At 66.7% G+C, this 25635-nt stretch carries 22 protein-coding genes and 1 tRNA gene; 14 read left to right on the forward strand and 9 right to left on the reverse strand.

The window, feature by feature from the left end:
* Window positions 1–207: 207 nt before the first annotated feature.
* Window positions 208–1623: a wax ester/triacylglycerol synthase family O-acyltransferase gene (locus tag HT579_14895; GenBank protein QKS30098.1), complete on the reverse strand. Its 1416-nt coding sequence runs from the start codon at window positions 1621–1623 to the stop codon at window positions 208–210.
* Window positions 1624–1939: 316 nt separating this feature from the next.
* Between HT579_14895 and HT579_14900 the strand changes: the two genes are divergently transcribed.
* Window positions 1940–2362 (forward strand): phasin family protein, encoded by a 423-nt coding sequence (locus tag HT579_14900; protein QKS30099.1) that lies wholly within the window; start codon window positions 1940–1942, stop codon window positions 2360–2362.
* Window positions 2363–2491: 129 nt separating this feature from the next.
* Here the strand turns inward: HT579_14900 and gcvA are convergent, their stop codons facing one another.
* On the reverse strand, window positions 2492–3448 hold the full coding sequence (gcvA, locus tag HT579_14905; GenBank protein QKS30100.1) for a transcriptional regulator GcvA: 957 nt from the start codon (window positions 3446–3448) through the stop codon (window positions 2492–2494).
* Window positions 3449–3564: 116 nt separating this feature from the next.
* Here gcvA and HT579_14910 point away from each other — a divergent pair, with 116 nt between their 5' ends.
* Both HT579_14910 and HT579_14915 read left to right on the forward strand, forming a co-directional pair.
* On the forward strand, window positions 3565–3744 hold the full coding sequence (locus HT579_14910; GenBank protein QKS30101.1) for a hypothetical protein: 180 nt from the start codon (window positions 3565–3567) through the stop codon (window positions 3742–3744).
* Window positions 3745–3800: 56 nt separating this feature from the next.
* Window positions 3801–4244, forward strand: coding sequence for a thioesterase family protein (locus HT579_14915; protein ID QKS30102.1), 444 nt, complete (start codon window positions 3801–3803; stop codon window positions 4242–4244).
* On the opposite strand, the gene HT579_14920 is transcribed toward HT579_14915, so the two are convergent.
* Genes HT579_14920 through HT579_14940 form a run of 5 tightly spaced genes read right to left on the reverse strand, consistent with a single transcriptional unit; the run spans window position 4241 to window position 11267 of the window.
* Window positions 4241–5704, reverse strand: a complete 1464-nt coding sequence (locus tag HT579_14920; protein ID QKS30103.1) for a CBS domain-containing protein — start codon at window positions 5702–5704, stop codon at window positions 4241–4243. The genes HT579_14915 and HT579_14920 overlap by 4 nt on opposite strands.
* The gene (locus HT579_14925; protein ID QKS30104.1) at window positions 5685–7880 is read right to left on the reverse strand and encodes a DNA polymerase III subunit epsilon; all 2196 of its coding nucleotides are present in this window, start codon (window positions 7878–7880) and stop codon (window positions 5685–5687) included. Before HT579_14925 ends, HT579_14920 begins: the two co-directional genes overlap by 20 nt.
* Before the next feature lie 3 nt (window positions 7881–7883).
* Window positions 7884–8252, reverse strand: coding sequence for a response regulator (locus HT579_14930; protein ID QKS30105.1), 369 nt, complete (start codon window positions 8250–8252; stop codon window positions 7884–7886).
* Between the two features lie 18 nt (window positions 8253–8270).
* Window positions 8271–11057, reverse strand: coding sequence for a histidine kinase (locus HT579_14935; GenBank protein ID QKS30106.1), 2787 nt, complete (start codon window positions 11055–11057; stop codon window positions 8271–8273).
* A 9-nt stretch (window positions 11058–11066) separates the two neighbouring features.
* Entirely contained in the window at window positions 11067–11267 is a 201-nt protein-coding gene (locus HT579_14940; GenBank protein QKS30107.1) for a hypothetical protein, read from the reverse strand.
* Between the two features lie 127 nt (window positions 11268–11394).
* Between HT579_14940 and menB the strand changes: the two genes are divergently transcribed.
* The 3 genes from menB to HT579_14955 all read left to right on the forward strand — a co-directional run bounded on the left by menB (window position 11395) and on the right by HT579_14955 (window position 15660).
* Complete coding sequence (menB, locus tag HT579_14945; protein QKS30108.1) at window positions 11395–12234, forward strand: 1,4-dihydroxy-2-naphthoyl-CoA synthase; 840 nt, start codon at window positions 11395–11397, stop codon at window positions 12232–12234.
* Window positions 12235–12330: 96 nt separating this feature from the next.
* Window positions 12331–13452, forward strand: a complete 1122-nt coding sequence (gene menC / locus HT579_14950) for an o-succinylbenzoate synthase (protein QKS30109.1) — start codon at window positions 12331–12333, stop codon at window positions 13450–13452.
* Window positions 13453–13566: 114 nt separating this feature from the next.
* Window positions 13567–15660, forward strand: coding sequence for an ATP-dependent helicase (locus HT579_14955; GenBank protein QKS30110.1), 2094 nt, complete (start codon window positions 13567–13569; stop codon window positions 15658–15660).
* Between the two features lie 18 nt (window positions 15661–15678).
* On the opposite strand, the gene HT579_14960 is transcribed toward HT579_14955, so the two are convergent.
* On the reverse strand, window positions 15679–17634 hold the full coding sequence (locus tag HT579_14960; GenBank protein QKS30111.1) for a dynamin family protein: 1956 nt from the start codon (window positions 17632–17634) through the stop codon (window positions 15679–15681).
* 86 nt (window positions 17635–17720) lie between these two features.
* The gene (gene mutM, locus HT579_14965) at window positions 17721–18548 is read right to left on the reverse strand and encodes a bifunctional DNA-formamidopyrimidine glycosylase/DNA-(apurinic or apyrimidinic site) lyase (protein ID QKS31654.1); all 828 of its coding nucleotides are present in this window, start codon (window positions 18546–18548) and stop codon (window positions 17721–17723) included.
* 95 nt (window positions 18549–18643) lie between these two features.
* Between mutM and HT579_14970 the strand changes: the two genes are divergently transcribed.
* From HT579_14970 to ychF, 8 genes are all read left to right on the forward strand, one after another.
* Entirely contained in the window at window positions 18644–20395 is a 1752-nt protein-coding gene (locus tag HT579_14970) for a tetratricopeptide repeat protein (protein ID QKS30112.1), read from the forward strand.
* The gene (gene lolB, locus HT579_14975; protein QKS30113.1) at window positions 20392–21024 is read left to right on the forward strand and encodes an outer membrane lipoprotein LolB; all 633 of its coding nucleotides are present in this window, start codon (window positions 20392–20394) and stop codon (window positions 21022–21024) included. The genes HT579_14970 and lolB overlap by 4 nt, the downstream gene beginning before the upstream one ends.
* On the forward strand, window positions 21011–21892 hold the full coding sequence (ispE, locus tag HT579_14980; protein ID QKS30114.1) for a 4-(cytidine 5'-diphospho)-2-C-methyl-D-erythritol kinase: 882 nt from the start codon (window positions 21011–21013) through the stop codon (window positions 21890–21892). The genes lolB and ispE overlap by 14 nt, the downstream gene beginning before the upstream one ends.
* Window positions 21893–22037: 145 nt before the next feature.
* A tRNA-Gln gene (locus HT579_14985) sits at window positions 22038–22114 on the forward strand.
* 89 nt (window positions 22115–22203) lie between these two features.
* Window positions 22204–23154, forward strand: coding sequence for a ribose-phosphate pyrophosphokinase (locus HT579_14990; GenBank protein QKS30115.1), 951 nt, complete (start codon window positions 22204–22206; stop codon window positions 23152–23154).
* 100 nt (window positions 23155–23254) lie between these two features.
* The gene (locus HT579_14995) at window positions 23255–23860 is read left to right on the forward strand and encodes a 50S ribosomal protein L25/general stress protein Ctc (protein QKS30116.1); all 606 of its coding nucleotides are present in this window, start codon (window positions 23255–23257) and stop codon (window positions 23858–23860) included.
* 76 nt (window positions 23861–23936) lie between these two features.
* Complete coding sequence (pth, locus tag HT579_15000; GenBank protein ID QKS30117.1) at window positions 23937–24506, forward strand: aminoacyl-tRNA hydrolase; 570 nt, start codon at window positions 23937–23939, stop codon at window positions 24504–24506.
* 16 nt (window positions 24507–24522) lie between these two features.
* Complete coding sequence (gene ychF / locus HT579_15005) at window positions 24523–25614, forward strand: redox-regulated ATPase YchF (protein ID QKS30118.1); 1092 nt, start codon at window positions 24523–24525, stop codon at window positions 25612–25614.
* Window positions 25615–25635: the final 21 nt, after the last annotated feature.

Genomic DNA, 25635 nt, shown 5'->3' on the forward strand with positions numbered 1-25635 from the left:
CTTCGCGGACTGCGCTCGAGCGATGTTCCAGGCAGTGGCAAGACACCGCCTGCGCCGACAGGTCTACCAGAGTTGCGACGGAACGCTGCACCGCCGGCAAGCAACCAGGAGTCCAAGCTTCCGACCGGGTCCCCGCCCGGTCTTTTTTTTGCCTGCCGACAGGCCGCGGTGCCCGCAGGCGCCAACCGGCCCGGCCGTGCCGCCCGCTCAGGACTGCGCCAGCGGCGCGGGAGTGGCAAAGGCGTCGGTCACCGACTGCTCGAGCTCACTGAACGCTTCGCCAACGTAGTCGCTCAGGCGCTCGAGATGGGGTAGTTCATCGGTCGCGATGAGTCCGAAGAACAGTCGGCCGGCGTAGCTGAAAAGCGTGATGTTGAGCAGGTTGCCCGGTGGCAGGGTGCTGATCGGGTGCAGTTCCTCGATCCGCGCACCCTTGATGTAGAGATGATGCGCCGGACCGGGTACGTTCGAAACCAGGGTATTACCGTTCGCGGGCGGCAGACGGTCACTGAGATTGAGCTTTTCGGCGATGAGGCCGACCAGCGACGTGATCACCGTGTAGGACTCGATCGCCTCCGGCGCCACGCTGTCGATCAGCGTGCGCACGTTGCGCAACGAAAAGCCGATGTTGCGCAGGCGAACGTAGGGATCGTCGGTGGGCGCCGACAGTTCCACCTGCACGAAGCCGATCTTGTTGCCGCTCCCCTCGTCGCCCTCCCGCCGCAGGTTGACCGGCATCTGGATGGTGATTGGCGTCCGCAGCTTGACGCCCTCGTCGCGCAGGTAGCGATGCAAGGCCCCGTCGAGGCAGGTCAGCGCCACGTGATTCAGCGTCGAGCGCGTCCGCGAGCGAATCGCGTTGACCCGCTGCATGTCCACGCAGGCTGCCGCGAACTGGCGGCCGGCGGTCACCTGTCCGGTCAGTGGCGTGTTGCCGTCGGCGGCGAAAGGCAGCGAGATCGCGTTCTTCGTCAGGTTGACGCTCTCCAGCAGCATCATGGCAGCCAGACGGCCAACCCCGAGCACGCGCTTGCCAGCACCGAGCAGATCGCCGAGCAGCGAGGTCGCCAGTTTCTCCCGCTCGCGCTGCAGCCTGCGCTCCACCTGCCCGTGTCGAAGCGACCACAGCGGCCGCAGCGCGAGGTCGTCAGGGCTTTTCGACAGCGATTCTGCCGCCCAACGCATCATCGTCACGCCGTCGGCACAGGCATGGTGCATCTTCACGTACAGCGCGAAACGGGCGCCACTCAGCCCGTCGACGACGTGCAGTTGCCACAGCGGCCTTGAGCGGTCGAGCGTCGGCTGGTGCAACCCGGCGACCAACTGGTAAAGGTCGCGCTGGCTGTTCCTGCCACGCCGCAGGCGGCGGTAGAAGACGTGCTGCTCGAGATCGACCGCCTCCGCCTCACGCCAGGTCGGCATCGCCGTCAGCGAGAATTCGATCCGGCGATTGAAGGGTGGCTGGACATCGACACAGCCAAGCAGCTCTCGGTACAGATCGCTGGCGAAACTGCTCTTCGACCCGGCCGGCCGCTTGCAGATCATCAGTCCGCCCACGTGCTTTGGACTCTGTTCCGACTCGGCGATGAAGAAACCGAAATCGAGCAGGGACAGTTTGTTCATGGCGGTCTCCTTCGGGCTCATGCGGGAAAACGGTCAGCGCAGCGACCGGGCAACACCTTAGCACATACCCCTCCTGCAGAGGCCGGTGGCCATTCGTTTAGTGTGCTTCCTCTAGCGATGCCGGCTAGACTTCGCCGCGTTGGCTGGCAGACGGAAGGGTCACTCCAGCGACCGACGAAACGCCATTCCCCTCTTTGCGGGGGAGCCGCTGGCAGGTGGTCCTGCCTCTTCTTCGGCGTCGCCACGGGCGACAAGCAGCCAGGACCCTTCGGCAACCGCCGGAAATCCGGCAACCTCTTGGATCAAGGAGAAACAGATGAACATCCCGAACAGCAACACGATGGACCGCATCACGACCGAACAACTGCTGGCCCAGACCCGCGAAGCGCTGCGCAAGCTCTGGCTGTGCGGTCTTGGCGCCTACTCGCTGGCCACCCGGAGCAGCATGCAGACCTTCGAGACGCTCGTCCGCGAAGGCCAGGCGATGCGGCCGAAGGCCCGTCAGCAGATCGAGGAAACCTCGGCCGAACTGAAGAGCAGCGCAACGGCGACGATCGAACGGGGCGAGCAACTCGTTCGTGAGCGCTTCCTCAGACCGCTCGACTTCGTCATCCTCGCCACCCGGCGCGACATCGAGCAGCTCTCGCTGCGCGTCATCCAGCTCAGTGCCGAAGTCCAGAAACTGGCCGGCGGCAAGAGCAGGCAGCAGGAGAAGCCGGCGACCAGCGGCCAAGCATAAGCGATCGCCGGCAACGCCGGCGCGACGCGAACGGGTCGGTCATGCGCTCGTCCCCGGCCGGCTGCCGGGCGGCAGCCGACATCTCGGATCGGCGGCGGGGCGCGGGGCGGATCGCCCCGCGCCCCGCCGTCATTGCTGCACGACCTTCGCCGCCTCGCGCAGCAACCACTGCCGGAACGATTGCACCGGCGGGCGGTCGGCAACGGCTTCCGGCACCACCAGGTAGTAGGCCTGCGTCCGGCGAATGACGAGGTCGAAGGGCTGCACCAGCCGACCAGCCGCCACCTCGGCCTCGACCAGAGGCTGCGAGGCCAGTGCGATGCCGACACCATCGATCGCCGCCGACAGCACCAACCCCGAATCGCTGAAGTGTGTGCCGGCGTCCGGATCGATGCCGCTGACCCCGGCGAGATGCAACCATTCCGCCCAGGTCGGGCGATCGAGCAGCTCCATGATCGACTCGTCATGGAGAAGGTTGTGCCATCGGAGATCCGCCGGAACCTTCAGCGGGCGCATCGAGAACAGCAGGCGCGGACTGCAGACGACTCCATAGCGCGGCGAAAACAGGCGATCGACCCGGCAACCGTCGTACTGGCCGCGGCCGAAACGGATGAATACCTCCGTCTCGTCTTCACGCAGGTCGACCCGCGCCAGACCGGATACACGCCCGGAATCGCGTGCATCGATGGTCTCGATCGACGCCGACATGTGCAACTGGATCTCGGGATGCAGGGCAGTGAAGCCGGGCAGATGGCGGATCAGCCAGCGAGTGCCGAAGGCTGGCGGCGTCGTCAGCAACAGGCGCCCGCCCGGCTCGCGCCGATGGGTGCTCTCGATTGCGGCAGCGAAGCACTGCAGTCCTTCGCGCACCTTCGGCAACATCAGCCGGCCTTCGCGCGTCAGCTCCATGGCCCGCGTCAGCCGCCGGAACAACTCGAAGCCGAGGTACTCCTCGAGACCACGAATCTGGTGGCTGATCGCCGTCGGCGTTACCGACAGTTCGGCGGCGGCGTCCTTGAAACTCAGGTGCCGGGCCGCCGCCTCGAAGGCGCGCAATGAATTCAGCGGCGGAAGACGATAGGTCATATGGCTGAGATTTTCTCACCTGTTGCGTGATTATTGATCGTTTGCCGCCCTCCAGGCAAGCCGATACAGTGGCGACACCCTCTCGGCAAACCGGGAAACCAACCAGGACGAAACAAATGAAAACCGATCTTACCCGCGAACAGATGATGATGATGGTCGAACGTGCCCGCCACGAGCGGAGTATCGCCGCCGGCGACATGATCGCTGCCGGTACGCGCAGGACGCTGTCGGCTCTGGGCAGATGGACCGACAGGTTCCTGCACCTGCTGCTGATGTCGCCGACCGCCCGCCAGTGATCGCCGGAATGGCCTAGAATGGTCGTCTCGCACGACTACCAGACCACTGCCAGGCCATGCCACGAATCCGCATCGAACTGCCGGAACAGTTCGCCTTTTCGACCGACATCGCCCTCTACGTCGGCCACATGAATTACGGCGGGCATCTCGACAACGCGCTGCTGCTGTCGGTGGTGTCGGAGGCGCGCGCCCGCTTCTTCCGCTCGCTCGGCTACAGCGAACTGGATGTCGAGGGCCTCGGCATCGTCATTGCCGACGCTGCGCTGCAGTACCGGTCGGAAGCGTTCGCCGGCGAGGTCATGCAAGTCCGCATGACGGCGGCTGACTTCACCAGCAAGGGCTGCGACCTGCTCTGGTGCATGGTCGAGAAGTCCAGCGGGCGCGAAGTCGCCCGCGGCAAGACCGGCATCGTCTTCTTCGATTACCGGCTGCGGCAGGTGGCCGGCCTCCCCGAGCCCTTCCGCCTGCGCGCGACGGCGACGACCGGCGGCACCGCCTAGGCGGGCAGGTACTCGCGGCTCAGCCTTTTCTGCAGCGCCTGAACCTGCTTCAGCGACTCCCTGAGGATCAGTCGGTCGAGTTCGTGCAACTCGTCCGGGTTGACCCGGTTGGTTGCTGCCGTCGGCGGCGCAGCAGCCTGACGCCCCAGCCGCAGGCGCTGGATGTGCTGAAAGGCGTCGATCATTGCCGCCAGATCCTCGCCGGGAATGCCGCTTCTCTCCCCCGTGACGCGCAGTCGCTCGCCGGTATTGGTGTCGGGTATGCGCAGCGCCAGGGCGTAGATCCGTGCACTGTCGACGAAGGGGCGCGAACCGTGCTTCTTGAGGTCGATGGTGTGCGGAAACTCCTTGTCGCCGTCGTAGCGGAACCCCTTCCACCAGGTCAGCGGCGACTCCCAGTTGAGCGAGTTCTCGACCATCGCACGCATGAAGATCGGGTAGGATGCGGCCCTCTCGAGGAGCCACTCACGCAGGTGGTTGGCCAGCGAGTCCTGCCCGTAGAGTGGCCGCAAGTCGAAGAAGATGCTCGCGTTGACCAGGGCGTCAGGCTGCGGCTCGGTGAGCCAGCCGAGAAAGGCCGCCTGCCATTCGCTCGCGGACAGGCACCACTGCGGGTTGCTGGCCATGATCTTGCCCTTGCAGAGCGGAAAACCGCAGGCGTCGAGCGCTTCATTGACTGCCCGTGCAAAGGGAAGGAAGGCCGCCCGCAAAGCGGGCGCGTCTTCTTCCGACTCGGCAGCAAAGATCAGGCCATTGTCCTGGTCCGTGGCCAGTGTCTGCTCCAGTCTTCCTTCCGAACCGAAGACCAGCCAGCACCACGGTACGTAAGGCAGCTCGAAGTCGCCGGCGAGCAGTTCAATGACCTGCATCGTCAGCAGGTCGTTGAGCGAGGAGATCTGCTGGCAGAGCGTCTCCGCCACGACCCGTTCGCTGATGAGGCGGACGACGAAAGACCGGATCTCACCTGCCAGGGCCACCACCGTCGGCAGGTCGCGCGCGCCGAGGATCGCCCGCACGAGGTCTCCCTGCCGCATGCCCGGCAGCGAGTGGAGATCGGCTTGCGACACCAGGTTGAAGTAGCTGCCGTCGCCTTCGGTGAGCACCAGGTGATGCACGCCACGCCGCACCATCACAACGCTCGCCTGGTGCGCGCTGCAGTCGGCCGGAACGGTGATCAGGCCACCGGTCATCACCGATGCCACCGGCGCCTGCAGCTCGCAGCGCTCGAGAGCAATCCGCCGCAGCACGTCGTGCAGCGTGATGATTCCCAGCGGCACCCGGCCGCCTCCATCGACGACCACCACCGCGTCGGCACGCCGCTGGTCGAGGAGGAGCAGGGTCTCACGCACGCTGGCTGCCGGCGGGACCGTCAGCGCCTCGCCGCGAACGAGTGAGCGCAGCGAGACGTAGGGCGAAAACGGCACGGCGCTCGCTCGCGGCTCAATACCTGAGTCGGGCATGGAAGGTCTTCTGGCTCGCCTCGCGCGCTTGCCGCAGCGTGCGGATGCCCATCTCGGCCAGCAACGGCAGCATCTTCAGGAACACTTCACCGGTGACGATCGCATCACCGAGTGCCGTGTGCCGGCCGAACACCGAGACGCCGAGGCGTTCGGCGATCGCCTCCAGCCGGTGCGTCGTCTGGTTGCTGTGCAGAACCGCCGACAGCAGCAGGGTATCCAGTACCGGCTGCTCGAAGCGCACACCGGTCTGCTTTTCCTTGAGCTGCAGGAAGCGCATGTCGAAGGCGGCATTGTGCCCGACGAGTACGGTATCGGCACAAAAGGCATGGAATTTCGGCAACACGACATCGATCGTCGGCTGGCCGACGAGAAGTTCGCGTGTAATGCCGTGCACTTCGATCGACTGCGGCGACAGGCGGCATTGCGGATTGACCAGCTGGTCGAAACATTCGTGGCGAAGCAGGCGGCGATTGACGATCCGCGTCGCGCCGATCTGGATGATCTCGTCGCCCTGGGTTGGCTGCAGCCCGGTGGTCTCGGTGTCGAAGACGGTGTACGCGAGTTCCGACAGCAGGCGGTCGTCGAGTTCGTGACTGGCGGCCGACCAACCGAAGAGATCAAAATCGTAGAACTCGGGTCGCTCGCCCTCGGCAGCGGCGACGACCGCCCGCGGCAGGTCGGTCGGTGCGTCTGCGATCGGCAGCATGGTGCGGAAGAAGGCACGATGCGACACCCGTTCGCGCTGAAACCAGATGTCGCCATTGCAGCGCTCGACGACATCGGTGACGCTGAGCGGCGACACTTCGCCGGCAACCGACATCGGATCCTGCAACCAGCTCATCGCCGTTTCGTTGTTCATGAAGGTGCCCAGCCAGGACAGGTCCAGTTGCGCCAGTTGCGCGCTGCGTATCAGCGACAGGCGCACCTCGCGCACCGCGTACTCGTCCTGCAGGCGCCAGGCCAGATAGCGCAGCGCCTGAAACAGTCCGAAACCATCGACGCGCAGCCAGAGATCCTCATCGACGTTCTCGGTCTTGACCGCCAGCGCCCGCCGCTCGCCGGGCCGCCTCTCACCGATGCTCCGGGCGGCGACGACCAGCAGTTCGGCACCGCGCATCTCTTCGAGAAGCCAGCGCTCGCGCAGATCGTTGGAAAAAGCGCTGGCCGCGGTTTCAAACTGTGCCGACAGCTTTGCCGCCTCGTCATGGACCACCCGCAGAAAGCGGTCGCGCTGCTGCGCCGGCATGTCGGCGACCTCGGAGAGCATCTCCGCCGCCGCGCGGATGCTGCCCAACGGCCCACGCCCACCCTCGATCAGCGACTGGATCAGCGCATCGCGCCGCGCGTGCCGTTCGTTGCTGCTGGTCACATCCTCGAGCACGAGGACGAAACCGGTGATCGACAGCCCGCCGACCTGCGCATGGTGCGGACCGTGGCCACCGAGGACCGGCGACATGTGCGCGCGCAGCAGGCGACCAGCCGGCGTCGCGGTGACGAACTGTGCCGAACCGAGGAGTTGCCTGCTCTCCGTCTCGCCGAGTTCGCGGCTGGCCTGCTGCAGGCGCTCGAGCGCGTGCGTGATGAGTGCGCGATCGAATACCGTGTAGATCGAGCGGCCCAGCCCGAGCAGCTCGACGTGCCCGCCATCCGCGCCGGCCGCCAGTTCCTGCCTGGCGCGCTGGTTGTAGAGCAGGACACGCCCATCCAGGTTGCAGACGACGACGCTCTGGCTGAGGTCCGCCATCAGTGCCGCCAGCCGGCTCCGCTCTTCCTCGAGCGAGGCGCGCGCCTCGCGCACCCGCTCGGCGACATCGTTCTCCCTCGCCTCGCGCAGGGCTAGCAACTGATTGACCGCCTGCGCCAGTACCCGCAGTTCGGCCGCTCGCTGCTCGCCGACGCGCAGGCCGCCGTGTGCCAGGGTCGCCGTCACTTCTTCCGCCATGCGCAACGGCGAAGCGGCATAGAGATCATGCAGCTGGACCATCAGCCAAGCGACGAAGGCGCTGGCGAGCAGCAGCAGCACGACGAGGACGACGACGCGCTCCGCGGCCGACCTGCCGCTCCCGCTCTCGTCCGGCTCGCCCGCCAGCATGAGTGCCGCCGTCGCCCCCACCAGCAGGAGCATGAACAAGCTGGCAGCAACAACGGCCAGGATGAGCTTGCGACGCGCCGTCATCGCTCACATGCCGAGCAGCTTGCGCACCTCGGCCAGGAGTTCCTTGGTCGAGAACGGCTTCGTCATGTAGCCGTCGGCGCCCAGGCCGAGCCCCTTGCTCACCTCTGTGTCGCGACCCTTGGCGGTCAGCATCAGGATGCGCGTGCCGGCGAGATCAGGGTCGGCGCGCAGGGCCTGGCAGACGTCAAAGCCATTCATCTTCGGCATCATCACGTCGAGCAGCACGAGGTCAGGCCGCTCGCCGCGCACCTTCGCCAGGGCCTCCTCGCCATCGCCGGCGACGAGCACCTCGAAGCCCTCGCGGCGCAGCAGAAACTCGATCGAAATGACTATGTTTTGCTCGTCGTCGGCAATCAGTATTTTTCTGTTCATCAGCACTCCGCTCCTCTATCAACCACTCCTGCCGCCCTCGGCAGCCTGTTCCTGCTGCCCGGGCGCCGGCTCGTGCTGCGGGGCGAAGGGCAGGGTAAACAGGAAGGTCGCGCCCTCCCCCGGCACGCTCTCCACCCACAACCGACCGCCCAGATGCTCGACGATGCGCCGGCTGATCGGCAGTCCGAGGCCGGTACCTGCGGGCTTGGCGGTCATCGTGTCGCCAACCTGGCGGAACTTCTCGAAAATCAGTTCCTGATCCTGCGGTCGGATGCCCGGCCCGTTGTCGGTGACGCTCACCTGCAGTGCGTCAGCCAGCAGGCGCAACACGACGCGCACGCGCCCACTGCCTGGCGGCAGGAACTTGGCTGCGTTCGACAGCAGATTCAGCATCACCTGGATGAGGCGGTCGCGGTCACCCTGGATGAGCGGCAGATTATCGGGCAGATCGAGCTCGACGTGCGCCTCTTTCTCGCGAAAAAGCTGGCTCGTTGCCGCCACCGACTGCTCGATCACCTCCTTCAGATCGAGCTCGCAGGCGTTCCAGTCGGCCCGGCCGGACTCGATTTTTGCCAGATCGAGTGTCTGGTTGATCAGGCGGGTCAGGCGCTCGGTCTCACTGACGATGAGGCCGAGAAAACGCTCGCGGTCAGGCAGGTGCATCTTCGGATCGTCGCGCAGCAGTTCCGAGAAGGCGCGGATCGAGGTCAGCGGCGTACGCAACTCGTGCGTCACCGACGACATGATGTCATCCTTGACGCGATCGAGCTCCTGCAGGCGTTCGTTGGCCTCGCGCAGCTCGAGGGTCGCCGCCGTCAGCTCCCGCGACTTGCGCTCGAGCTCGCGGCTGTAGGTCCGCAACTGCGAAGCCTCGTCGAGAATGTGCATCACCTCTTCGATGCTCAGCGGCTCCTCCTTCGCCACCGAGGCCACCATGACCCGTGCCGAGGCACTGCCGATGGCGCCGGCGAGCAGCGACTCGGCAAACTGAACCAGGCGGGCGTCGGCCTCCAGCCTGTCGTCCTGCCGACCGCCCTGGCGACGGGCGTAGCCGGCAAACGCCACTTCCGCCCGCGCCGGACCGAGAAAGCGCCCGACCAGTTGCTGCAGGTCGCTGACCTTTGCCCGGCCGCGCCAGAGGACGGCGCCGATCGGCCCGGTCTCCTTCAGCGCATCGACGAAGACCGTCGCCTGCGTCGCCTCCGCGACCATCGGCGGTCGCAGCAGCGAGACGCCGACATAGGCACCGATGTTGGCAAGGAAGCTCCAGAACAGGCAATGCGAGATCTCGTCGATGCCGCCCAGTCCGAACAGCTGCTGCGGTCGCAGGAGGTCGATACCGAACAGCCCCTGCGTCAGGAAGTCGCCCGGCAGCCATCCCGACTTGGCGAAGGAGGGCAGCAGCAGCGTGTAGCCCCAGACGACGAAACCCGCCAGCAGCCCCGCCAGCGCACCGCCGCGCGTGCCGCCGCGCCAGTACATGCCGCCGATGATCGCCGGTGCGAACTGGGCCACGGCGGCAAAGCTGATGAGACCGATGGCGACCAGTGCATAGGCTTCGCCCGCCAGCCGGAAGTAGCAATAGCCGAGCAGCAGGATGAGCACGATGGCGCCGCGCCGGATCCCCAGCAGCAAACCCGAGAGGTCCTTCGACTCGGCCAGCGCGAGCCCCCGATGGCGCAGCAGAAGGGGCATCACGAGGTCATTGCAGACCATCGTCGACAGGGCGATGGTCTCGACGATCACCATCCCCGTACCGGCCGACAGGCCGCCGATGAACACCAGCAGCGCCAGCCCTTCCTGCCGCTGCGACATCGGCAGCGTCAGGACAAAGGTGTCGGCATCGACACCCTGGCCGGAGAAGTGCATGAGCCCGCCGAGAGCGATCGGCAGGACGAAGATGTTGATCAGCAGCAGGTAGAGCGGAAACAGCCAGGCAGCGCGCCTGAGGTGCGATTCATTGACGTTCTCGACGACGGCCACCTGGAACTGGCGCGGCAGGAAGAGCACCGCCAGCGCCGAGAGAACGATCAGCGAGAACCAGCCGGTGTAGCCCTGGCCGGAGGGAATCGCCGTGGCGAGGCGCTGCAGTTCGGCGTGCGTCGCCAGGTGTTCGAAGATGTCACCGAAACCGCCGTACAGCCCGTACGTGACGAAGACGCCCACGGCGACGAAAGCCACCAGCTTGACCCCGGACTCGAGGGCAATGGCGGCGACCATGCCTTCATGTCGCTCGGTGGCATCGAGGTGGCGAGTACCGAAGACGATGGTGAAGGCCGCCAGGATCAGCGCGATGTAGAAGCTGATGTCGGCCGCCACCGACATCGTCGGGCTGCGATGCGGCATGACGATGTGGGGATAGCTCAGCAGCAATCCGACCGTGCTCGAGACGGCCTTGAGCTGCAGCGCGATGTAGGGAACGATGCCGACGACGGCAATGATCGTCACCAACCCGCCGAGGAGATGGCTCTTGCCGTAGCGCGATGAAATGAAGTCGGCAATCGAGGTGATGCGATTCGCCTTGACGATGCGGATCATCTTCAGCAGGATGAACCAGCCGAGGGCCATCACCAGCGTCGGCCCGAGGTAGACGGGCAGGAATCCGATGCCCGAAACGGCCGCGCGCCCGACGCTGCCGTAGAAGGTCCATGTCGTGCAATACACGGCCATCGACAGGGCGTAGATCGTCGGACTGTCGATCAGCGATCGACCGCAGTCGGCGCGCCGGTCGCCCCACCAGGCGACGGCGAACAACAGGCCGAGGTAGAGCAGCGAGACGGCGATCAGGACCGGCGCTTGCAGCATTGTCGCCGCCTAGCCGGAACGGGCTTCGCTCGCCCACGCCATCAGCAAAATGACCAGAAACCAGGCGAAGAATATGTAGGCGAAGATCATCGGGATGTCGAAGATCTCGCTCGGTCGGTCGAAGACCGACAGCAGCGGATAGTTGAAGAGCACGCAGCCCGCGAGAAAGGTCGCGATCAGTCGATCCCTGCCGAGTATCCTGCGCTGCATCAGAGCCTCCTCGCCAATGACCATGCCGCTGCGTCTGCAGCGGCTCCGGTGGCACGCTGCCAGCGTCCAATCAGCCTGCGTCAACCGCTATACTGCCCGCCGTCCCCCCGCCGAGGAAAGATACCAGATGATCCGCCCCGCTCTAGAATGGCAGCCGCGCGTCGCCAACGACACCTACAGCGACATCTGTTACGACGCTGCCGAAGGCATCGCACGCATTGTCATCAATCGGCCCGAGCGGCGCAATGCCTTTCGCCCCGAAACCATCGAGCAACTGATGGATGCCATGCACCGGGCGCAGTTCGATCCCGGCATCGGCGTCATCATCCTCACCGGCGCCGGTCACCTCGCCTTCTGCTCTGGCGGCGACCAGCGCGTGCGTGGCGACGACGGGGGCTACCACGACGAGACAGGCATGCCGCGCCTCAACGTGCTCGATCTGCAGATGCAGATTCGCCGCTGCCCGAAGCCGGTGGTGGCGATGGTCGCCGGCTACGCGATCGGTGGCGGGCACGTGCTGCACCTCGTCTGCGATCTGACGATCGCCGCCGACAATGCCCGTTTCGGCCAGACCGGCCCGCGCGTAGGCAGTTTCGACGCCGGCCTCGGTGCCGGACTGATGGCGCGTACGATCGGCCTCAAGCGGGCGAAGGAGATCTGGCTGCTCTGCCGCCAGTACGACGCGGCAGCGGCGCTATCGATGGGCCTGGTCAACACCGTCGTTCCCCTCGCCGGGCTCGAGGAGGAGACCGTCCGCTGGTGTCGCGAGATGCTGCAGCTCTCGCCGATGGCACTGCGCATGATCAAGGCCGGCTTCAATGCCGACACCGACGGCCTCGCCGGGATCCAGGAACTGGCCGGCAACGCCACCGGCCTCTTCTACATGACCGCCGAAGGCCAGGAGGGACGCAACGCCTGGATCGAGAAAAGGAAGCCGGATTTCTCGCGCTACCGCCGGCGGCCCTGAGCGCTGTCGGCGTCACCGCTGCAGCGGCGCCCAGGGCTCCCCCCGCACCTGCAGCGCAGCGATCGCAGCCACTTTCACCGGCCCGCCGGAACGCTGATGAAGCTCGCCGCAGCCACCCTCCACCCCTATCGCCTGCCGCTGCGTGCACGCTGGCTGACGGCGGGCGCCAGCCTCGGCGAGCGTTGCGGCTGGCTGCTGTGCCTGCAGGACGACACCGGCCGCCGCGGCTACGGCGAATGCGCTCCGCTGCCGGACGGCGGCACCGAATCCGCCGCGACGGCGGTCGATGCGCTGCAATCCCTGCTGCCGCCGCTGCTCGGCCGCACTGCCCGGGAGGCGCTGCGGCAACTCGGACCCGGCAGCGGCAGCCGGATGCCGGCAGCGCGCTGTGCCGTCGAAACGGCGCTCCTCGACCTGCTGGCGCAGGATTCCGGCATTCCGCTCGCTGCCTATCTCAACGGCGCCCGGCTGCGGCCGGCAGCGGGCGCCCCGCCACCGCCGCCGATACGGCTCAACGCAGCCTGCGGCAGCCTGGCGGGACTCTGCGAGGACGACATTCGCGCCGCCTGCAGCGCCGGCTTCGAGGTCCTCAAGCTGAAGCTCGGGGTGCTCGCGATCGATGAGGAAGTCGCTCTTCTGCGGCAACTCGCCACCGTCCTGCCGCCCGCCTGCCAGCTGCGCCTCGACGCCAACCGGGCCTGGCCCGCGGCGACCGCAGCCCGCTTCCTGAACGCCTGCGCCGATCTGCCGATCGAGACGGTCGAGGAACCTCTGGCCACCCCGGACATCGAGCGGCTGCAGGCGCTGCAGGACGGTACGAAGATCGCCATCGCGGTCGACGAGTCGATTCGGGACCTCGACGGTCACGCCCTCCTCGCCCGGCGAGCGGTACGCCGGCTGGTGATCAAGCCGCCGCGCCACGGTGGCCTGCTGCCGGCACTGGCGCTGGCGCGCCGCGCGGGCGGCGCCGGCATCGAATGCATCGTCACCAGCAGCCTCGACAGCGCCTGCGGCGTCACTGCTGCCGCCCACCTCGCGGCCGCGCTCGACAATCGCCTGGCACACGGTCTCGCGACCTCGACCTGGCTGAGCGAGGACACCGGATCGCCGCCGATCATCGGCAGCGGCCAACTGCTGCTCGACGCATCGCCCGGGCTCGGCTTCGTTCCCGACCGGACGAGGCTTTTCGTTGCGCCCGCTGGGTTATACTGTCGATAATTACAGTGACCGAGGAGACGGCCTTGTCGACGACACGGGCAGACAGGCTGCCGCAGGAGCGGGTGGCAGGATGCGCGCCGGCCGGCAACGCGGCATGTGGACAGCGGGCTGACGATGCCAATCCCGGATGACGGCTGCCGCGCCGCCACCGGCGACCCGCTCGCGCAACTCAACCCGGCACAGCGGGCTGCGGCCGGCTTCGGCATCGGCGTGCGCGGCAGCGGCGACCAGCGGCATCCGCCCCTGCTGGTCATCGCCGGAGCCGGCTCGGGCAAGACGAGCACGCTGGCGCACCGCGTCGCGCAGCTCATCGACTGCGGCGTCGACCCCGGCCGGCTGCTGCTCCTCACCTTCTCGCGCCGCGCCGCCGGCGAAATGACCCGCCGCGTCGGGCGGCTCCTCAACCGACATGCGGCAGGCACGCCGTCACTGCCATGGGCGGGGACCTTTCACGGCATCGCTGCCCGCCTGCTGCGCGAGTACGCGGCACGGGTCGGCATCGACCCATGCTTCACCATCCACGACCGCCAGGATTCGGCCGACCTGCTGAACCTCGCCCGCCACGGCCTCGGTTTCTCGGCCAGGGAGAAGCGCTTCCCGCTGAAGAGCACCTGTCTCGCGATCTACTCGGCCGTGCTGAATACGCAGACGAGCCTCGGCGAAGTGCTGCAGACAAGCTTTCCGTGGTGCGCCGAGTGGCAAGCCGAGCTGAAACGCCTCTTCCGCGAATACGTGCTCAGCAAACAGGCACAGCAGGTACTCGATTTCGATGACCTGCTGCTCTACTGGGCGCAGATGGTCGGCGAAGCGGGACTCGGACACGAGATCGGCAATCGCTTCAGCCACGTCCTGGTGGACGAGTATCAGGATACCAACCGCCTGCAGGCGGCGATCCTGCTGGCGATGAAACCTGACGGCCGCGGCCTGACCGTCGTCGGCGACGACGCCCAGTCGATCTACGCCTTTCGCGGCGCGACCGTGCGCAACATCCTCGAGTTCCCGCAGCACTTCGCGCCACCGGCACAGGTGCTGACGCTCGACCGCAACTACCGGTCGACGCAACCGATCCTCGACGCCGCCAACCGGGTCATCGCGCTTGCCGCCGAGCGCTTCAGCAAGGATCTGTGGAGCGAGCGCAGCGCCGGCGAGAAGCCACGGCTGGTCGCCGTACGCGACGAGGCCGACCAGGCGACCTACGTCGTCGAGCAGGTTCTCGCGCAGCGCGAGGCAGGCGTCCGCCTGAAGTCGCAGGCAGTCCTGTTCCGCACCGCGCAGCACAGCGTCCGCGTCGAGATCGAACTGCGGCGGCGCAACGTTCCCTTCGTCAAGTTTGGCGGCCTCAAATTCCTCGAAGCAGCGCACATCAAGGACGTCCTGGCCATACTTCGCTGGGCGCAGAACCGGCGTGACCGCCTGGCCGGCTTTCGCGCCATGCAACTGGTGGCCGGAATCGGCCCGAAAAGCGCCAGCCGGGTGCTCGACAACATCGCTGCCGCAGCGCCAGGCTGCCTGCTGCTCGAAGAGCAACCCGTACCTGAGGCGGCGCGGCCTGCCTGGCGCGAGTTCGCCGGCCTGATCGCCAGTTGCAGCCCGGGAGGGGCGCCGTGGCCGGCGGCCTGCGAGCAGCTCTGCCGCTGGTACCAGGAGCAGCTCGAGCGTCTGCACGAAGACCCGCTGCTGCGACAGACGGACATCGAACAGCTGGCGCTGATCGCTGCAACCTACCCAAGTGCCGAGCGCTTCCTCACCGAACTGGTGCTCGACCCGCCCGCGGCCAGCAGCGACGGGGCCGGCCCGCCGCTGCTCGATGAAGACTATCTGATCCTGTCCACGGTCCACTCCGCCAAGGGGCAGGAGTGGACGGCGGTATTCGTCCTCAATGCCGTCGATGGCTGCATCCCGTCGGACATGGCGACCGGCTCGACTGCGGCGATCGAGGAGGAGCGACGGCTGCTCTATGTCGCCATGACGCGGGCGCGGACGCACCTCGAGCTGATCCTGCCGCAACGTTTCCACGTCACGCAACAGGCCGCCCTCGGTGACCGGCACGTCCATGCCGCGCGCACGCGTTTCATCCCGCATGCACTGCTGCCCGATTACCAACAGCTTTCCTGGCCACCTCCGGCCGCCACAGCGCCGCCCGCCAATCCCCAGGCGCGCCAGGAAGTGTTCGACCTGACGGCGCGGATGCGCGCGATGTGGCAATGAACGGGCGGCGCGCTCGCCTCAGGCGGCCTGACGCTCCGCGGCAGCGTTGACCTCCTGCCGCAGCACGTCGGCAAAATTCTGGCCGATCTGGGTCAGCGATTGCACCTGCTGCAACAACTTGTCCTCGACATGCTGCAGTTCGTCGATCCGCTGTTCCAGCGTATCGGTCGCCTGATGGATCCGCTTGATGCTCTCGAGGCGCCTCTTGAGATGAATCTGGTGCTCGCGGATCTGGATCTCGAGCGGCGCCATAACCGCCTTCAGCCATGATTCGGCGTCACGGTTGGCGCGCTCGAAGGTCTTGCGCACCTGCACCGCCACCTCTTCGAAGAAGCGCTGCACCAACTGGCTCTTCTCATGCACCAGCAGCTGGAACATGCTGCTGACGTGCGTCTGGCACCAGGCGTCGAGACGGTCGATCTCCTTCTCGTAGCGCAGCAGCGAGAAGCCGACCGGCGTCCCCAGCTTGAGGCCGTGCTCGACCGAGAACTTCTTGTGGATCGCCTCCATCATGGTCGTGATCTCCCTGACGTCTGCTTCCGAGCGCCCCAGGTTGCCGCGCGCCTCGTTGAAATAGTGCGCCATCGCCGCAGCCAGTGTCTTCGAGAACGTGGCCTTGGCCATTGCCTCGCGCGTCGACGTGCTCAGCAGGCGCATCGAATCGAGCCCGAGGTGCGCGAACAGGTTGTTGGTCAACTGCGAAAAGACGCTGCGCACCGCATAGTAGCGCTGCAGGCCGGACTCGAACTCCTCCTTCTCGACGCGCACCTTGCCCATCATGTACTCGACGACACCCCTGTTCTTGCCGCGCAGTTCGGTCAGTTCGCTGAGCTGCTCGTGCAGCCCGGAAAGACGCGAGTCGAGCAGGCTGCGCGTGCGCTGGAAGCAGTCGGCGAAGTCGGCGTCGATGCCATCGCGAACGATCTCCTGCTTGGCTGGAATCAGCTCCTGCGAGAGGGCGGTCTCCAGTTCTCCCAGACGGCTGCGCTGCAGCAGTTCGCCGTCGCCGTTGATCTTCGCAACCAGAGCCTTCTGCGCCGACACGGGGAAGATCTGGTCCTCCGCCAGATCGAGCGTCCAGGCACAGGTATCGACCTGCCGGCAGATCTCGGCGCTGACCTCCTGCGCCGACTTGAGTTCGTCCCACAGGGTGTCGATCTTGTTGAGAACTACGATGCGACCCTTGCTGCGGCCGCCAGCCGACGCGATGTGCTCGCGCCAGACCGTCAGGTCGGACTGGGTGACGCCGGTATCGGCAGCCAGGATGAACAACACCGCATGCGCGTTCGGCAACAGCGACAGGGTCAGTTCGGGTTCGGTACCGATGGCATTGAGGCCGGGCGTGTCGAGAATCACCAGCCCCTGCTCAAGCAGCGGATGCGGGAAATTGATCACCGCGTGCCGCCAGCGGGGAATCTCGACACAACCGTCTTCACCGCGTCGCAACAGCTCGGAGTCGCCTTCGGCAAGCGTGAAACCGAGGTTCTCGGCAACTGCCGGCGGTACCCGGATGACGTCGCTGACGTGCCGCAGCGCCTCCTGCATGGCTTCGGCGGAGGTGGTGTCGATCGGCACGATCCGCCACTCGTCGGCAAATCGCTTGTACTCACTGATGCTGGTCTTCCCTTCCCGGGTCTCGATCGGCAGCAACTCGATCGACGGCGGCTTGCTCCGGTCGAACAGCAGCTCGGTCGGACACATCGTCGTCCGGCCGGCGGTCGAAGGCAGAACACGGTTGCCGTAGCCGGCAAAGAAGATGGCGTTGATCAGTTCCGATTTGCCGCGCGAGAACTCGGCGACGAATGCCACCTGCAGACGGTCCTCGCGCAGCTTGTCGAGCAGGCGGGCGATGCGACGGTCCGTCTGCGCATCGTTCAGCTCGTGGTCGAGCAACCAGCCCGAGAACTTCCCGATGATCTCCGAGACCCGCGCGCGCCATTCGCTGTAGGCGGCAAAGTGTTGGGCAAGCGTCATGGCAGTTCCCAGGACAATGTCGGTGGCGGCACTCTATCACAAAGTCGTCGCGCGTCCCCGTCAGGCCGCGGCCCCCTGCAGCTCCCTCAACGCTGACAGTGTGGACAATAGAAGCTCGAGCGGCCACCCTGCCGGATCATCCGCACCGGCCCGCCACAACCCGGGCAGGGCTCGCCCGCGCGATCATAGACGGCGCACGAAAGCTGGAAGCAGCCGGCGCCGCCATCACTGTGGACGTAGTCGCGCACGCTGCTGCCGCCAGCGGCGATCGCCGCCGACAGGGTCGACTGCACGGCTGCCGCCAGCACCCGATAGCGCGCATGGCTGATGCGGTTGGCCGTGCGTCGCGGCGCGATGCCGGCCAGATGGAGGCTCTCGGCGGCATAGATGTTGCCGATGCCGACCACCAGGCGACTGTCCATCAGCAGCGGCTTGATCGGCACGCGGCGCCGGCGCGTCGCGGCGTACAGCCAGTCACCATCGAAGTCGGCGGACAGGGGCTCGATGCCGAGCCCGGCCAACAGCGGATGCGTCTCGACCTGCTCACCTTCATGCCAGAGCAGCGCCCCGAAACGCCGCGGGTCACGCAGGCGAAGAACGTTGTCGGCGAAGAGCAGGTCGAAGTGATCGTGCGCCTGCGGCGGCGTCGCCGGTGGCACCAGACGCAGGCTGCCGGACATCCCAAGGTGCAGGATCAGCCAGCCGCCGCCATCACCGCTCTGGCAGTCGAACAGCAGATACTTGCCGCGGCGCCGGATCGTCTCGACACGCAGGCCGGCGAGGCGCGCCTCGAGACCGGAGGGAATCTCGTGCCGCAGCCGTGGCGTTCGCACGACGGCGCCGGCAATTCGTTGCTGTGACAGGAAGGGAAGCAATCCCTGCCGACTGACTTCGACTTCGGGGAGTTCCGGCATTGCTGCGACCACGAAAAGTCCATAACATGCGCGAACGGATTATGACGCAAAGCGGGCGTCGATTCGTGCAACCCTCTGCGTCAGGCAAGGAAAAAATGAAAGCGATCACCCCAAGCGTCCTCTGCGCTGCCTTGGCGCTCAGCGGCAGCATTCCTGCGCTGGCTGCCGAAGAAGCGGCCATCGCCCGGCAGGCTGCCGCATCGGTCCGTCAGACCCGCAAGGCACCGCCGTCGGCACCGCAGCCCGACGAAAAGGACTACAGCGGCCTCAGCGGACAGGTGGTCTACCAGGCACTGCTCGCCGAAGTCGCCCTGCAGCGCGGCAAGAGCGAGTTTGCGAGCGACGCCTATGCCGACCTCGCGCGTCGTACGCGTGACCCGGCGATCATTGCCCGCGCCGTTGAAGTGGCCGGGCAGGCGCGGCGGGTCGAACTCGTCCTCGCCCTCGCACGCCTGTGGATCGAGGTCGAACCGGGCTCGCAGCGCGCGCAGCAGGTGCTGGTCGGCGTGCAGATCATGAGCAACCGGCTCGACGGCCTCGCACCGCAGTTGATCAGCATGCTGCAGAAGGACCCTGCCGCCCTGCCGGCAAACCTCGTGGCGCTCAACCGGATGTTTGCCCGCAGTCCCGATCGCCAGGCGGTCCTGGCGCTGGTCAGCGAGGTCTGCGCTCCCTTCTTCGGCCTCGCCGAAGCGCACTATGCGGTGGCCATTGCCGCCAGCACCGCCGGCCAGCAGGCACGCGCACTCACCGAAGCGCGGCAGGCGCTCGAGCTGCGTTCCGACTGGGAAGCGGCAGCGTTGCTCGAAGCGCAGATACTTGCCCAGCAATCGCCGGCGGCGGCGATCACCGCGTTGCAGGGCTTCCTCGCCCGCCATCCGAAGTCGCCGGACGCGCAACTGCAACTCGCACGGCTGCTGGTCGGCGAAAAGCGCTACAGCGAGGCCAGGCGCCACTTCGACCAGTTGCTCCTCAGTCATCCGAACAACCCGGACGTGGTCTTCCCGGTCGCCCTTCTGGCGCTGCAGGAGAACGACGTCGCGCTCGCCGAGAAGCAGCTCAAGCACCTGCTGACGCTCGACCTGCAAAACAGAAGCGCGCCCTACTACTACCTTGGCCAGATTGCCGAAGACGGCCAGCGGCCCGACGAAGCACTCGCCTACTACGGCCAGGTTGGCCCGGGGGAGCAGTACCTGCCGGCGCAGTTGCGCAGCGCCGGGATCGTCGCCCGCTCCGGCAAGCTCGACGAGGCCCGCAGCCTGCTGCAGCAGGCGGCCACCAGCCGGCCCGAACTGCGGGTGCAGCTGGTGATCGCCGAAGCCGCGCTGCTGCGCGAAGCGAAACATACCGAGGCGGCGCTGGCAGTCCTCGAGCGCGAACTGCAACGGCAACCGCAGCAGCCCGAGTTGCTGTACGAATCGGCGTTGCTGTCCGAAAGACTGGGCAGGATGGAGGTCGTCGAGACCCGCCTGCGCAAACTGATCGAACTGCAACCGGACAGTGCGCAGGCCTACAACGCGCTCGGCTACTCCTACGCCGACCGCAACATCCGTCTCGCCGAGGCGCGGCAACTGATCGAAAAGGCGCTGCAACTCGCACCCAACGACGGCTACATCCTCGACAGCATGGGTTGGGTCCTGTACCGGCAGGGTGACCTGGAAGGCGCCCTCACCTACCTGCAGCGCGCGCTCGCACAGCGTCAGGATGCGGAGATCGCCGCCCACCTCGGCGAGGTCCTGTGGACCCTCGGCCGCAAGCACGAGGCGCAGCGGATCATGCTCGAAGCGCAGAAGAAGGACCCGACCCACGAGGCCCTCAACGAGGCGATCAGGAAGTTCAGCCCGTGAGCCGGCGCAGCGCCTCGTCGTCCGGCAAACTCGAGGCCCCGCGCCGCCATCTCGGGCTGCTCCTGACGGCAGTCGCGCTGGCCGCCTGCAGCAGCCAGCCAGCGCTCCGACAGGACCGACCGGCGGCCCTGCAGCGCGACCGGTTGCAGGACTTCGTCCTGGTCGGCCGCTTCACGTTGCGTCATGTGACCCAGAACTACGCTGGACGGATCGAGTGGCAGCATGCCGGCGGACGCGACACGCTGCTGCTGGCGTCGCCGTTCGGACAGGGCATCGCCGAGATCACTGGCGACGCCAAGGGCGCCCGCCTGCGCAGCAGCGACGGCAGCGAGCAAGTTGCGGCGAGCAGCGACGAGCTCTTGCTGACCGTCCTCGGCTACCCGGTCAGCCTCGGCAGACTGCTCGCCTGGCTGCGTGGCAGCGATGGCGGCAACGGCCGTTTCGAGCACGACACGCTGGGCCGTCCGTTGCGCCTGCAGCACGAGGACTGGCGAATCGCCTACGAGTACGACGACGACGCGCCACAGGCGCTGCCCGGTCGGCTGTTCGTCGAACGGGAAGGCGGTTTCGTGCTGCGCCTGCGCATCGACGAGTGGCGCTTGCCCGGCGCGGCGGATGCTCCGCAGTAAACCCGCCACCGGCTGCCGCTGGGCCTGGGACAGCAGCTTCCCGGCACCAGCCAAGCTTAACCTGTTGCTGCGCGTGGTCGGCCGACGCAGTGATGGCTATCACCTGCTGCAGACCGTCTTCCGCTTTCTCGAGCACGCGGACCGACTGCATTTCTCGCCGCGCGGCGACGCTGCGGTACGGCTCGCCACACCGTTGCCAGGAGTGCCCCCCGAGAACGATCTCAGCGTCCGCGCCGCGCGCCTCCTGCAGGCCGCGAGCGGCTGCCGCCGAGGCGTCGACATCCGCATCGAGAAACACCTGCCACTCGGTGGCGGCCTTGGTGGCGGCAGCTCCGATGCCGCCACCGTACTGCTCGCCCTCAATCATCTCTGGCAGCTCGGCCTGCCGCGTAAGCGCCTGCAGGAACTCGGCCTGACTCTCGGCGCCGACGTGCCGGCCTTCGTTTTTGGCCACAACGCCTTCGCCGAGGGAGTCGGCGAAGCGCTGCAGGCGGTCGAACTGCCGCCGCGCTGGTATGTCGTCGTCGAACCGCCGGTGCAGGTGCCGACCGCAAGCATCTTTGCCGCCCCCGAGCTGCGCCGCGACTCGCCGCCAATCGACGCCGGCGACTGGCGCCCGGACGACATCGGCAATGACCTCGAGGCGGTCGCCTGCGCCCACTTCCCGGCCGTCGCCGAATGTCTCCACCAGCTGTCCGCGGCGGCGGCCCCGGCGCGCGCGCGCATGACCGGTTCCGGCGCCTGTGTCTTCGCCGAATTCGGCAGCGCGGAACAGGCGGCGGCAGCGCTGCGGCGCCTGCCGCCGGGGCTGCGTGCCTGGGCAAGCGCAGGCGCCGGCGCCCACCCGCTGCGCGAGCTGGCGCACTGACGTCGCTTTGATGGCCCGCCGCGCCGCCACCCTCCCGCGGCCGGCCGGCACCGGCTCCGGCTCGTCGGTCGGCGCCCTTTTTTTCCTGACGAATCCCCGCTATAATGCGCGCCTCGTCCGCCATCAGGGCGTTGCGAGAGACCGCTGGGGAGTCGCCAAGTTGGTCAAGGCACCGGATTTTGATTCCGGCATTCGAAGGTTCGAATCCTTCTTCCCCAGCCATTCGATTTCTGTCAAAGCGGGCAGGCGTCCTTACCTGCCCGTCTTGCTTTGTGGGGCGCCTTGGCGCAGAGCCCCAGGGGAAGCACAAGATGGCCTACGACAGCCTGATGGTCTTTACCGGCAACGCCAACCCGGCGCTCGCTGCGGATGTCGTCAAACAGCTCAGCATCTCGCTCGGTCGTGCCCATGTCGGGCGTTTCTCCGACGGCGAGATCAGTGTCGAGATTCAGGAGCACGTCCGCGGCATGGACGTCTTCATCCTGCAGTCCACCTGCGCGCCGGCGAACGAAAACCTGATGGAGCTGCTGATCATGGTCGACGCGCTCAAGCGCGCCTCGGCTGGACGCATCACGGCTGCCATCCCCTATTTCGGCTACGCCCGCCAGGATCGCCGTGTGCGTTCGGTACGCGTGTCGATCGCGGCCAAGCTGGTGGCTGACCTGCTCACCGCTGCCGGTGTCCACCGCGTGCTGACGATGGACCTGCATACGGAGCAGATCCAGGGCTTCTTCAGCATCCCCGTCGACAACATCTATTCGCTGCCGATCATGCTTGGCGACGTCTGGAAGAATGATTTCGACAACCTGATGGTCGTCTCGCCCGACGTCGGCGGTGTCGTCCGCGCCCGCGCGCTCGCCAAGCGTCTCGAATGCGATTTGGCGATCATCGACAAGCGTCGCCCGAAAGCCAATGTTTCCGAGGTGATGAACATCATCGGCGAAGTCGAAGGCCGAACCTGCGTCATCATGGACGACCTGGTCGATACCGCCGGCACGCTCTGCAAGGCAGCCACCGCGCTCAAGGAACACGGGGCGAAGAAGGTGCTCTCGTACTGCGTACACCCCGTCCTCTCGGGCCGGGCCGTCGAGCGCATCAACAGCTCCGACCTCGACGAGCTGGTCGTCACCGACACCATCCCATTGCGCGACGACGCCAGGGAATCACCGCGCATCCGCGTTCTCTCGGTAGCTGGCATGCTGGCCGAGACGATCCGCCGCATCAGCAACGAGGACTCCGTCTCGTCCCTGTTCATCGAATAGCAGGAGGCAGCCGCCGACCGCCGGCGCCTGCCCCCACAACCGGTCCTTTCCCAACCCCCCGCCTGGTCGCGGGCGGGGTTCGTCCAACCAGGAGCTGTCCATGAAGTTTCAGATTGAAGCGCGCAAGCGCACCCTGCAGGGGTCCGGAGCGAGCCGCCGCCTGCGTCGCCAGGGCCGTGTTCCGGCCATCATCTACGGTGGCCCGAGGCCACCCGAACTGATCGACATCGATCACAACCAGGCACTGCTCAACCACGCCAAGGAAGCCTTCCACTCGTCGGTCCTGACCCTGCTGGTCGATGGCGTCGCCGAGAGCGTCGTCCTGCGCGACTCGCAGGTCCACCCGTGGAAGCCGGTGATTCTGCACGTCGATTTCCAGCGCGTCGATGCCGAGCACGTCATTCACCAGCGGATTCCGCTGCACTTCATCAATGCCGAGATCGCGCCGGGCGTCAAGCTGAGTGGCGGCAACGTGTCGCACGTGCACAACGAGATCGAGGTCAGCTGCCTGCCGCAGGACCTGCCCGCCTACATCGAGGTCGACCTGAAGGACCTCGAATCTGGTCACGCGATCCATGCCTCCGAAGTCGTCCTGCCCACCGGTGTCAAGCTGGTGCTGCACGGCGACGACTATGTCGTGGTGTCGATTCCGGCCAAGCGCAGCAGCGCCGAAGGCGAGGACGGCGAGGCCGCAACCGGCGCCTAGGTCCGCATGCCTGCCAGGCCGCCGTCGGCATGTCCTGCCGGCGGCGGCTTGTTGTTTTTCCCGCGCACGAGACGCCATGCCCCCACCCCGCCTGATCGTCGGCCTCGGCAACCCCGGCAGCGAGTACGAGGAGACCCGGCACAACGTCGGCTTCTGGTTCATCGACCACCTGGCGCGGCAGTTGCAGCTGCGGCTGGCACCGCAGGGCAAGTTCTTCGGCCGCCTCGCGCGGCATGGCGATCTGTGGCTGCTGCAGCCGGCGACCTACATGAACCTCTCCGGCCAGGCGGTTGCCGCCGTCGCCCGCTTCTACCGCATCGCCGCCGACGAAACGCTGATCGTCCATGACGACCTCGACCTGCCGCCGGGCAGCATCCGCCTCAAGCAGGGCGGCGGCAATGGCGGGCACAATGGCCTCAAGGACATCCAGTCGCGGCTGGCGACGCCGGATTTCTGGCGCCTGCGGCTGGGCATCGGCCACCCTGGCGAACGCAGCGAGGTGATCAACTATGTCCTCAAGCCACCACGGCGCGAAGAGCGCGAACTGATCGACCCGGCCATCGACCGCTGCCTGCTCGCCTGGCCGCTGCTCGCCGTCGGCGACTACGCCGCCGCGCAACGACAACTGCACCTGAAGACCGTCTGACCATGGAAACCTGCGAATGAGCCTCCAATGCGGTATCGTCGGCCTGCCGAACGTCGGCAAGTCCACCCTCTTCAACGCGCTGACCAAGGCGGGAATCGCGGCCGAGAACTACCCCTTCTGCACCATCGAGCCGAATGTCGGCATCGTCGAGGTCCCCGACCCGCGGCTGCGGCAGATCGCCGCCATCGCCAGACCGCAGCGCGTGCAGCCGGCGATCGTCGAGTTCGTCGACATCGCCGGCCTGGTTGCCGGCGCCTCGCGCGGCGAAGGGCTCGGCAACCAGTTCCTCGCCAACATCCGCGAAACCGACGCCATCATCAACGTCGTCCGCTGCTTCGAGGACGACAACGTCGTCCACGTCTCCGGCCGCGTCGACCCGCTCGCCGACATCGAGACCATCCTCACCGAACTGGCGCTGGCCGACCTCACTGCCGTCGACCGCAGCTTGAATCGCGACATCAAGAAGGCGCGTGCGGGCGACAAGGACGCGCAGAAGATGGTCGGCGTCCTCGAGCGGCTGCAACCGCACCTCAACGAAGGCCGGCCGGCGCGCACGCTGCCGATGAGCAGCGACGAGCGGGCGCTGCTGAGGCCGCTCTGCCTGCTGACGATCAAGCCGACGATGTACGTCGGCAACGTCGTCGAGGACGGCTTCGAGAACAATCCGCACCTCGACCGCCTGCGCCAGCACGCCGCCGCCGAAGGAGCGCCGGTGGTCGCCCTGTGTGCCAAGATCGAGGCCGAACTCGCCGACCTCGATGACGAGGACAAGGCCGTTTTCCTCGCCGACCTCGGTTTCGACGAACCCGGACTAAACCGCCTGATCCGCGCCGCCTACCAGTTGCTCGGTCTGCAGACCTACTTCACCGCCGGCCCGAAGGAGGTTCGTGCCTGGACCATCCATGTCGGCGACACCGCGCCGCAGGCCGCCGGCGTCATCCACAGCGACTTCGAGCGCGGCTTCATCCGCGCCCAGACCATCTCTTTCGCCGACTTCATCGCCTGCAAGGGTGAACAGGGCGCCCGGGAGGCCGGCAAGATGCGCGCCGAAGGCAAGGAGTACGTGGTCAGGGACGGTGATGTGCTGAACTTCCTCTTCAACGTCTAGGCTGATCCGCAGCTTCCCCGG

It is taken from the genome of Candidatus Accumulibacter similis (assembly GCA_013347225.1).
In the GTDB taxonomy this organism is placed as follows: domain Bacteria; phylum Pseudomonadota; class Gammaproteobacteria; order Burkholderiales; family Rhodocyclaceae; genus Accumulibacter; species Accumulibacter similis.

Coding starts and splice junctions, on each gene's coding strand:
- HT579_14895 (QKS30098.1), bottom strand. CDS start 1,623: ATGAACAAACTGTCCCTGCTCGATTTCGGTTTCTTCATCGCCGAGTCG.
- HT579_14900 (QKS30099.1), top strand. CDS start 1,940: ATGAACATCCCGAACAGCAACACGATGGACCGCATCACGACCGAACAA.
- gcvA (QKS30100.1), bottom strand. CDS start 3,448: ATGACCTATCGTCTTCCGCCGCTGAATTCATTGCGCGCCTTCGAGGCG.
- HT579_14910 (QKS30101.1), top strand. CDS start 3,565: ATGAAAACCGATCTTACCCGCGAACAGATGATGATGATGGTCGAACGT.
- HT579_14915 (QKS30102.1), top strand. CDS start 3,801: ATGCCACGAATCCGCATCGAACTGCCGGAACAGTTCGCCTTTTCGACC.
- HT579_14920 (QKS30103.1), bottom strand. CDS start 5,704: ATGCCCGACTCAGGTATTGAGCCGCGAGCGAGCGCCGTGCCGTTTTCG.
- HT579_14925 (QKS30104.1), bottom strand. CDS start 7,880: ATGACGGCGCGTCGCAAGCTCATCCTGGCCGTTGTTGCTGCCAGCTTG.
- HT579_14930 (QKS30105.1), bottom strand. CDS start 8,252: ATGAACAGAAAAATACTGATTGCCGACGACGAGCAAAACATAGTCATT.
- HT579_14935 (QKS30106.1), bottom strand. CDS start 11,057: ATGCTGCAAGCGCCGGTCCTGATCGCCGTCTCGCTGCTCTACCTCGGC.
- HT579_14940 (QKS30107.1), bottom strand. CDS start 11,267: ATGCAGCGCAGGATACTCGGCAGGGATCGACTGATCGCGACCTTTCTC.
- menB (QKS30108.1), top strand. CDS start 11,395: ATGATCCGCCCCGCTCTAGAATGGCAGCCGCGCGTCGCCAACGACACC.
- menC (QKS30109.1), top strand. CDS start 12,331: ATGAAGCTCGCCGCAGCCACCCTCCACCCCTATCGCCTGCCGCTGCGT.
- HT579_14955 (QKS30110.1), top strand. CDS start 13,567: ATGCCAATCCCGGATGACGGCTGCCGCGCCGCCACCGGCGACCCGCTC.
- HT579_14960 (QKS30111.1), bottom strand. CDS start 17,634: ATGACGCTTGCCCAACACTTTGCCGCCTACAGCGAATGGCGCGCGCGG.
- mutM (QKS31654.1), bottom strand. CDS start 18,548: ATGCCGGAACTCCCCGAAGTCGAAGTCAGTCGGCAGGGATTGCTTCCC.
- HT579_14970 (QKS30112.1), top strand. CDS start 18,644: ATGAAAGCGATCACCCCAAGCGTCCTCTGCGCTGCCTTGGCGCTCAGC.
- ispE (QKS30114.1), top strand. CDS start 21,011: ATGCTCCGCAGTAAACCCGCCACCGGCTGCCGCTGGGCCTGGGACAGC.
- HT579_14990 (QKS30115.1), top strand. CDS start 22,204: ATGGCCTACGACAGCCTGATGGTCTTTACCGGCAACGCCAACCCGGCG.
- HT579_14995 (QKS30116.1), top strand. CDS start 23,255: ATGAAGTTTCAGATTGAAGCGCGCAAGCGCACCCTGCAGGGGTCCGGA.
- pth (QKS30117.1), top strand. CDS start 23,937: ATGCCCCCACCCCGCCTGATCGTCGGCCTCGGCAACCCCGGCAGCGAG.
- ychF (QKS30118.1), top strand. CDS start 24,523: ATGAGCCTCCAATGCGGTATCGTCGGCCTGCCGAACGTCGGCAAGTCC.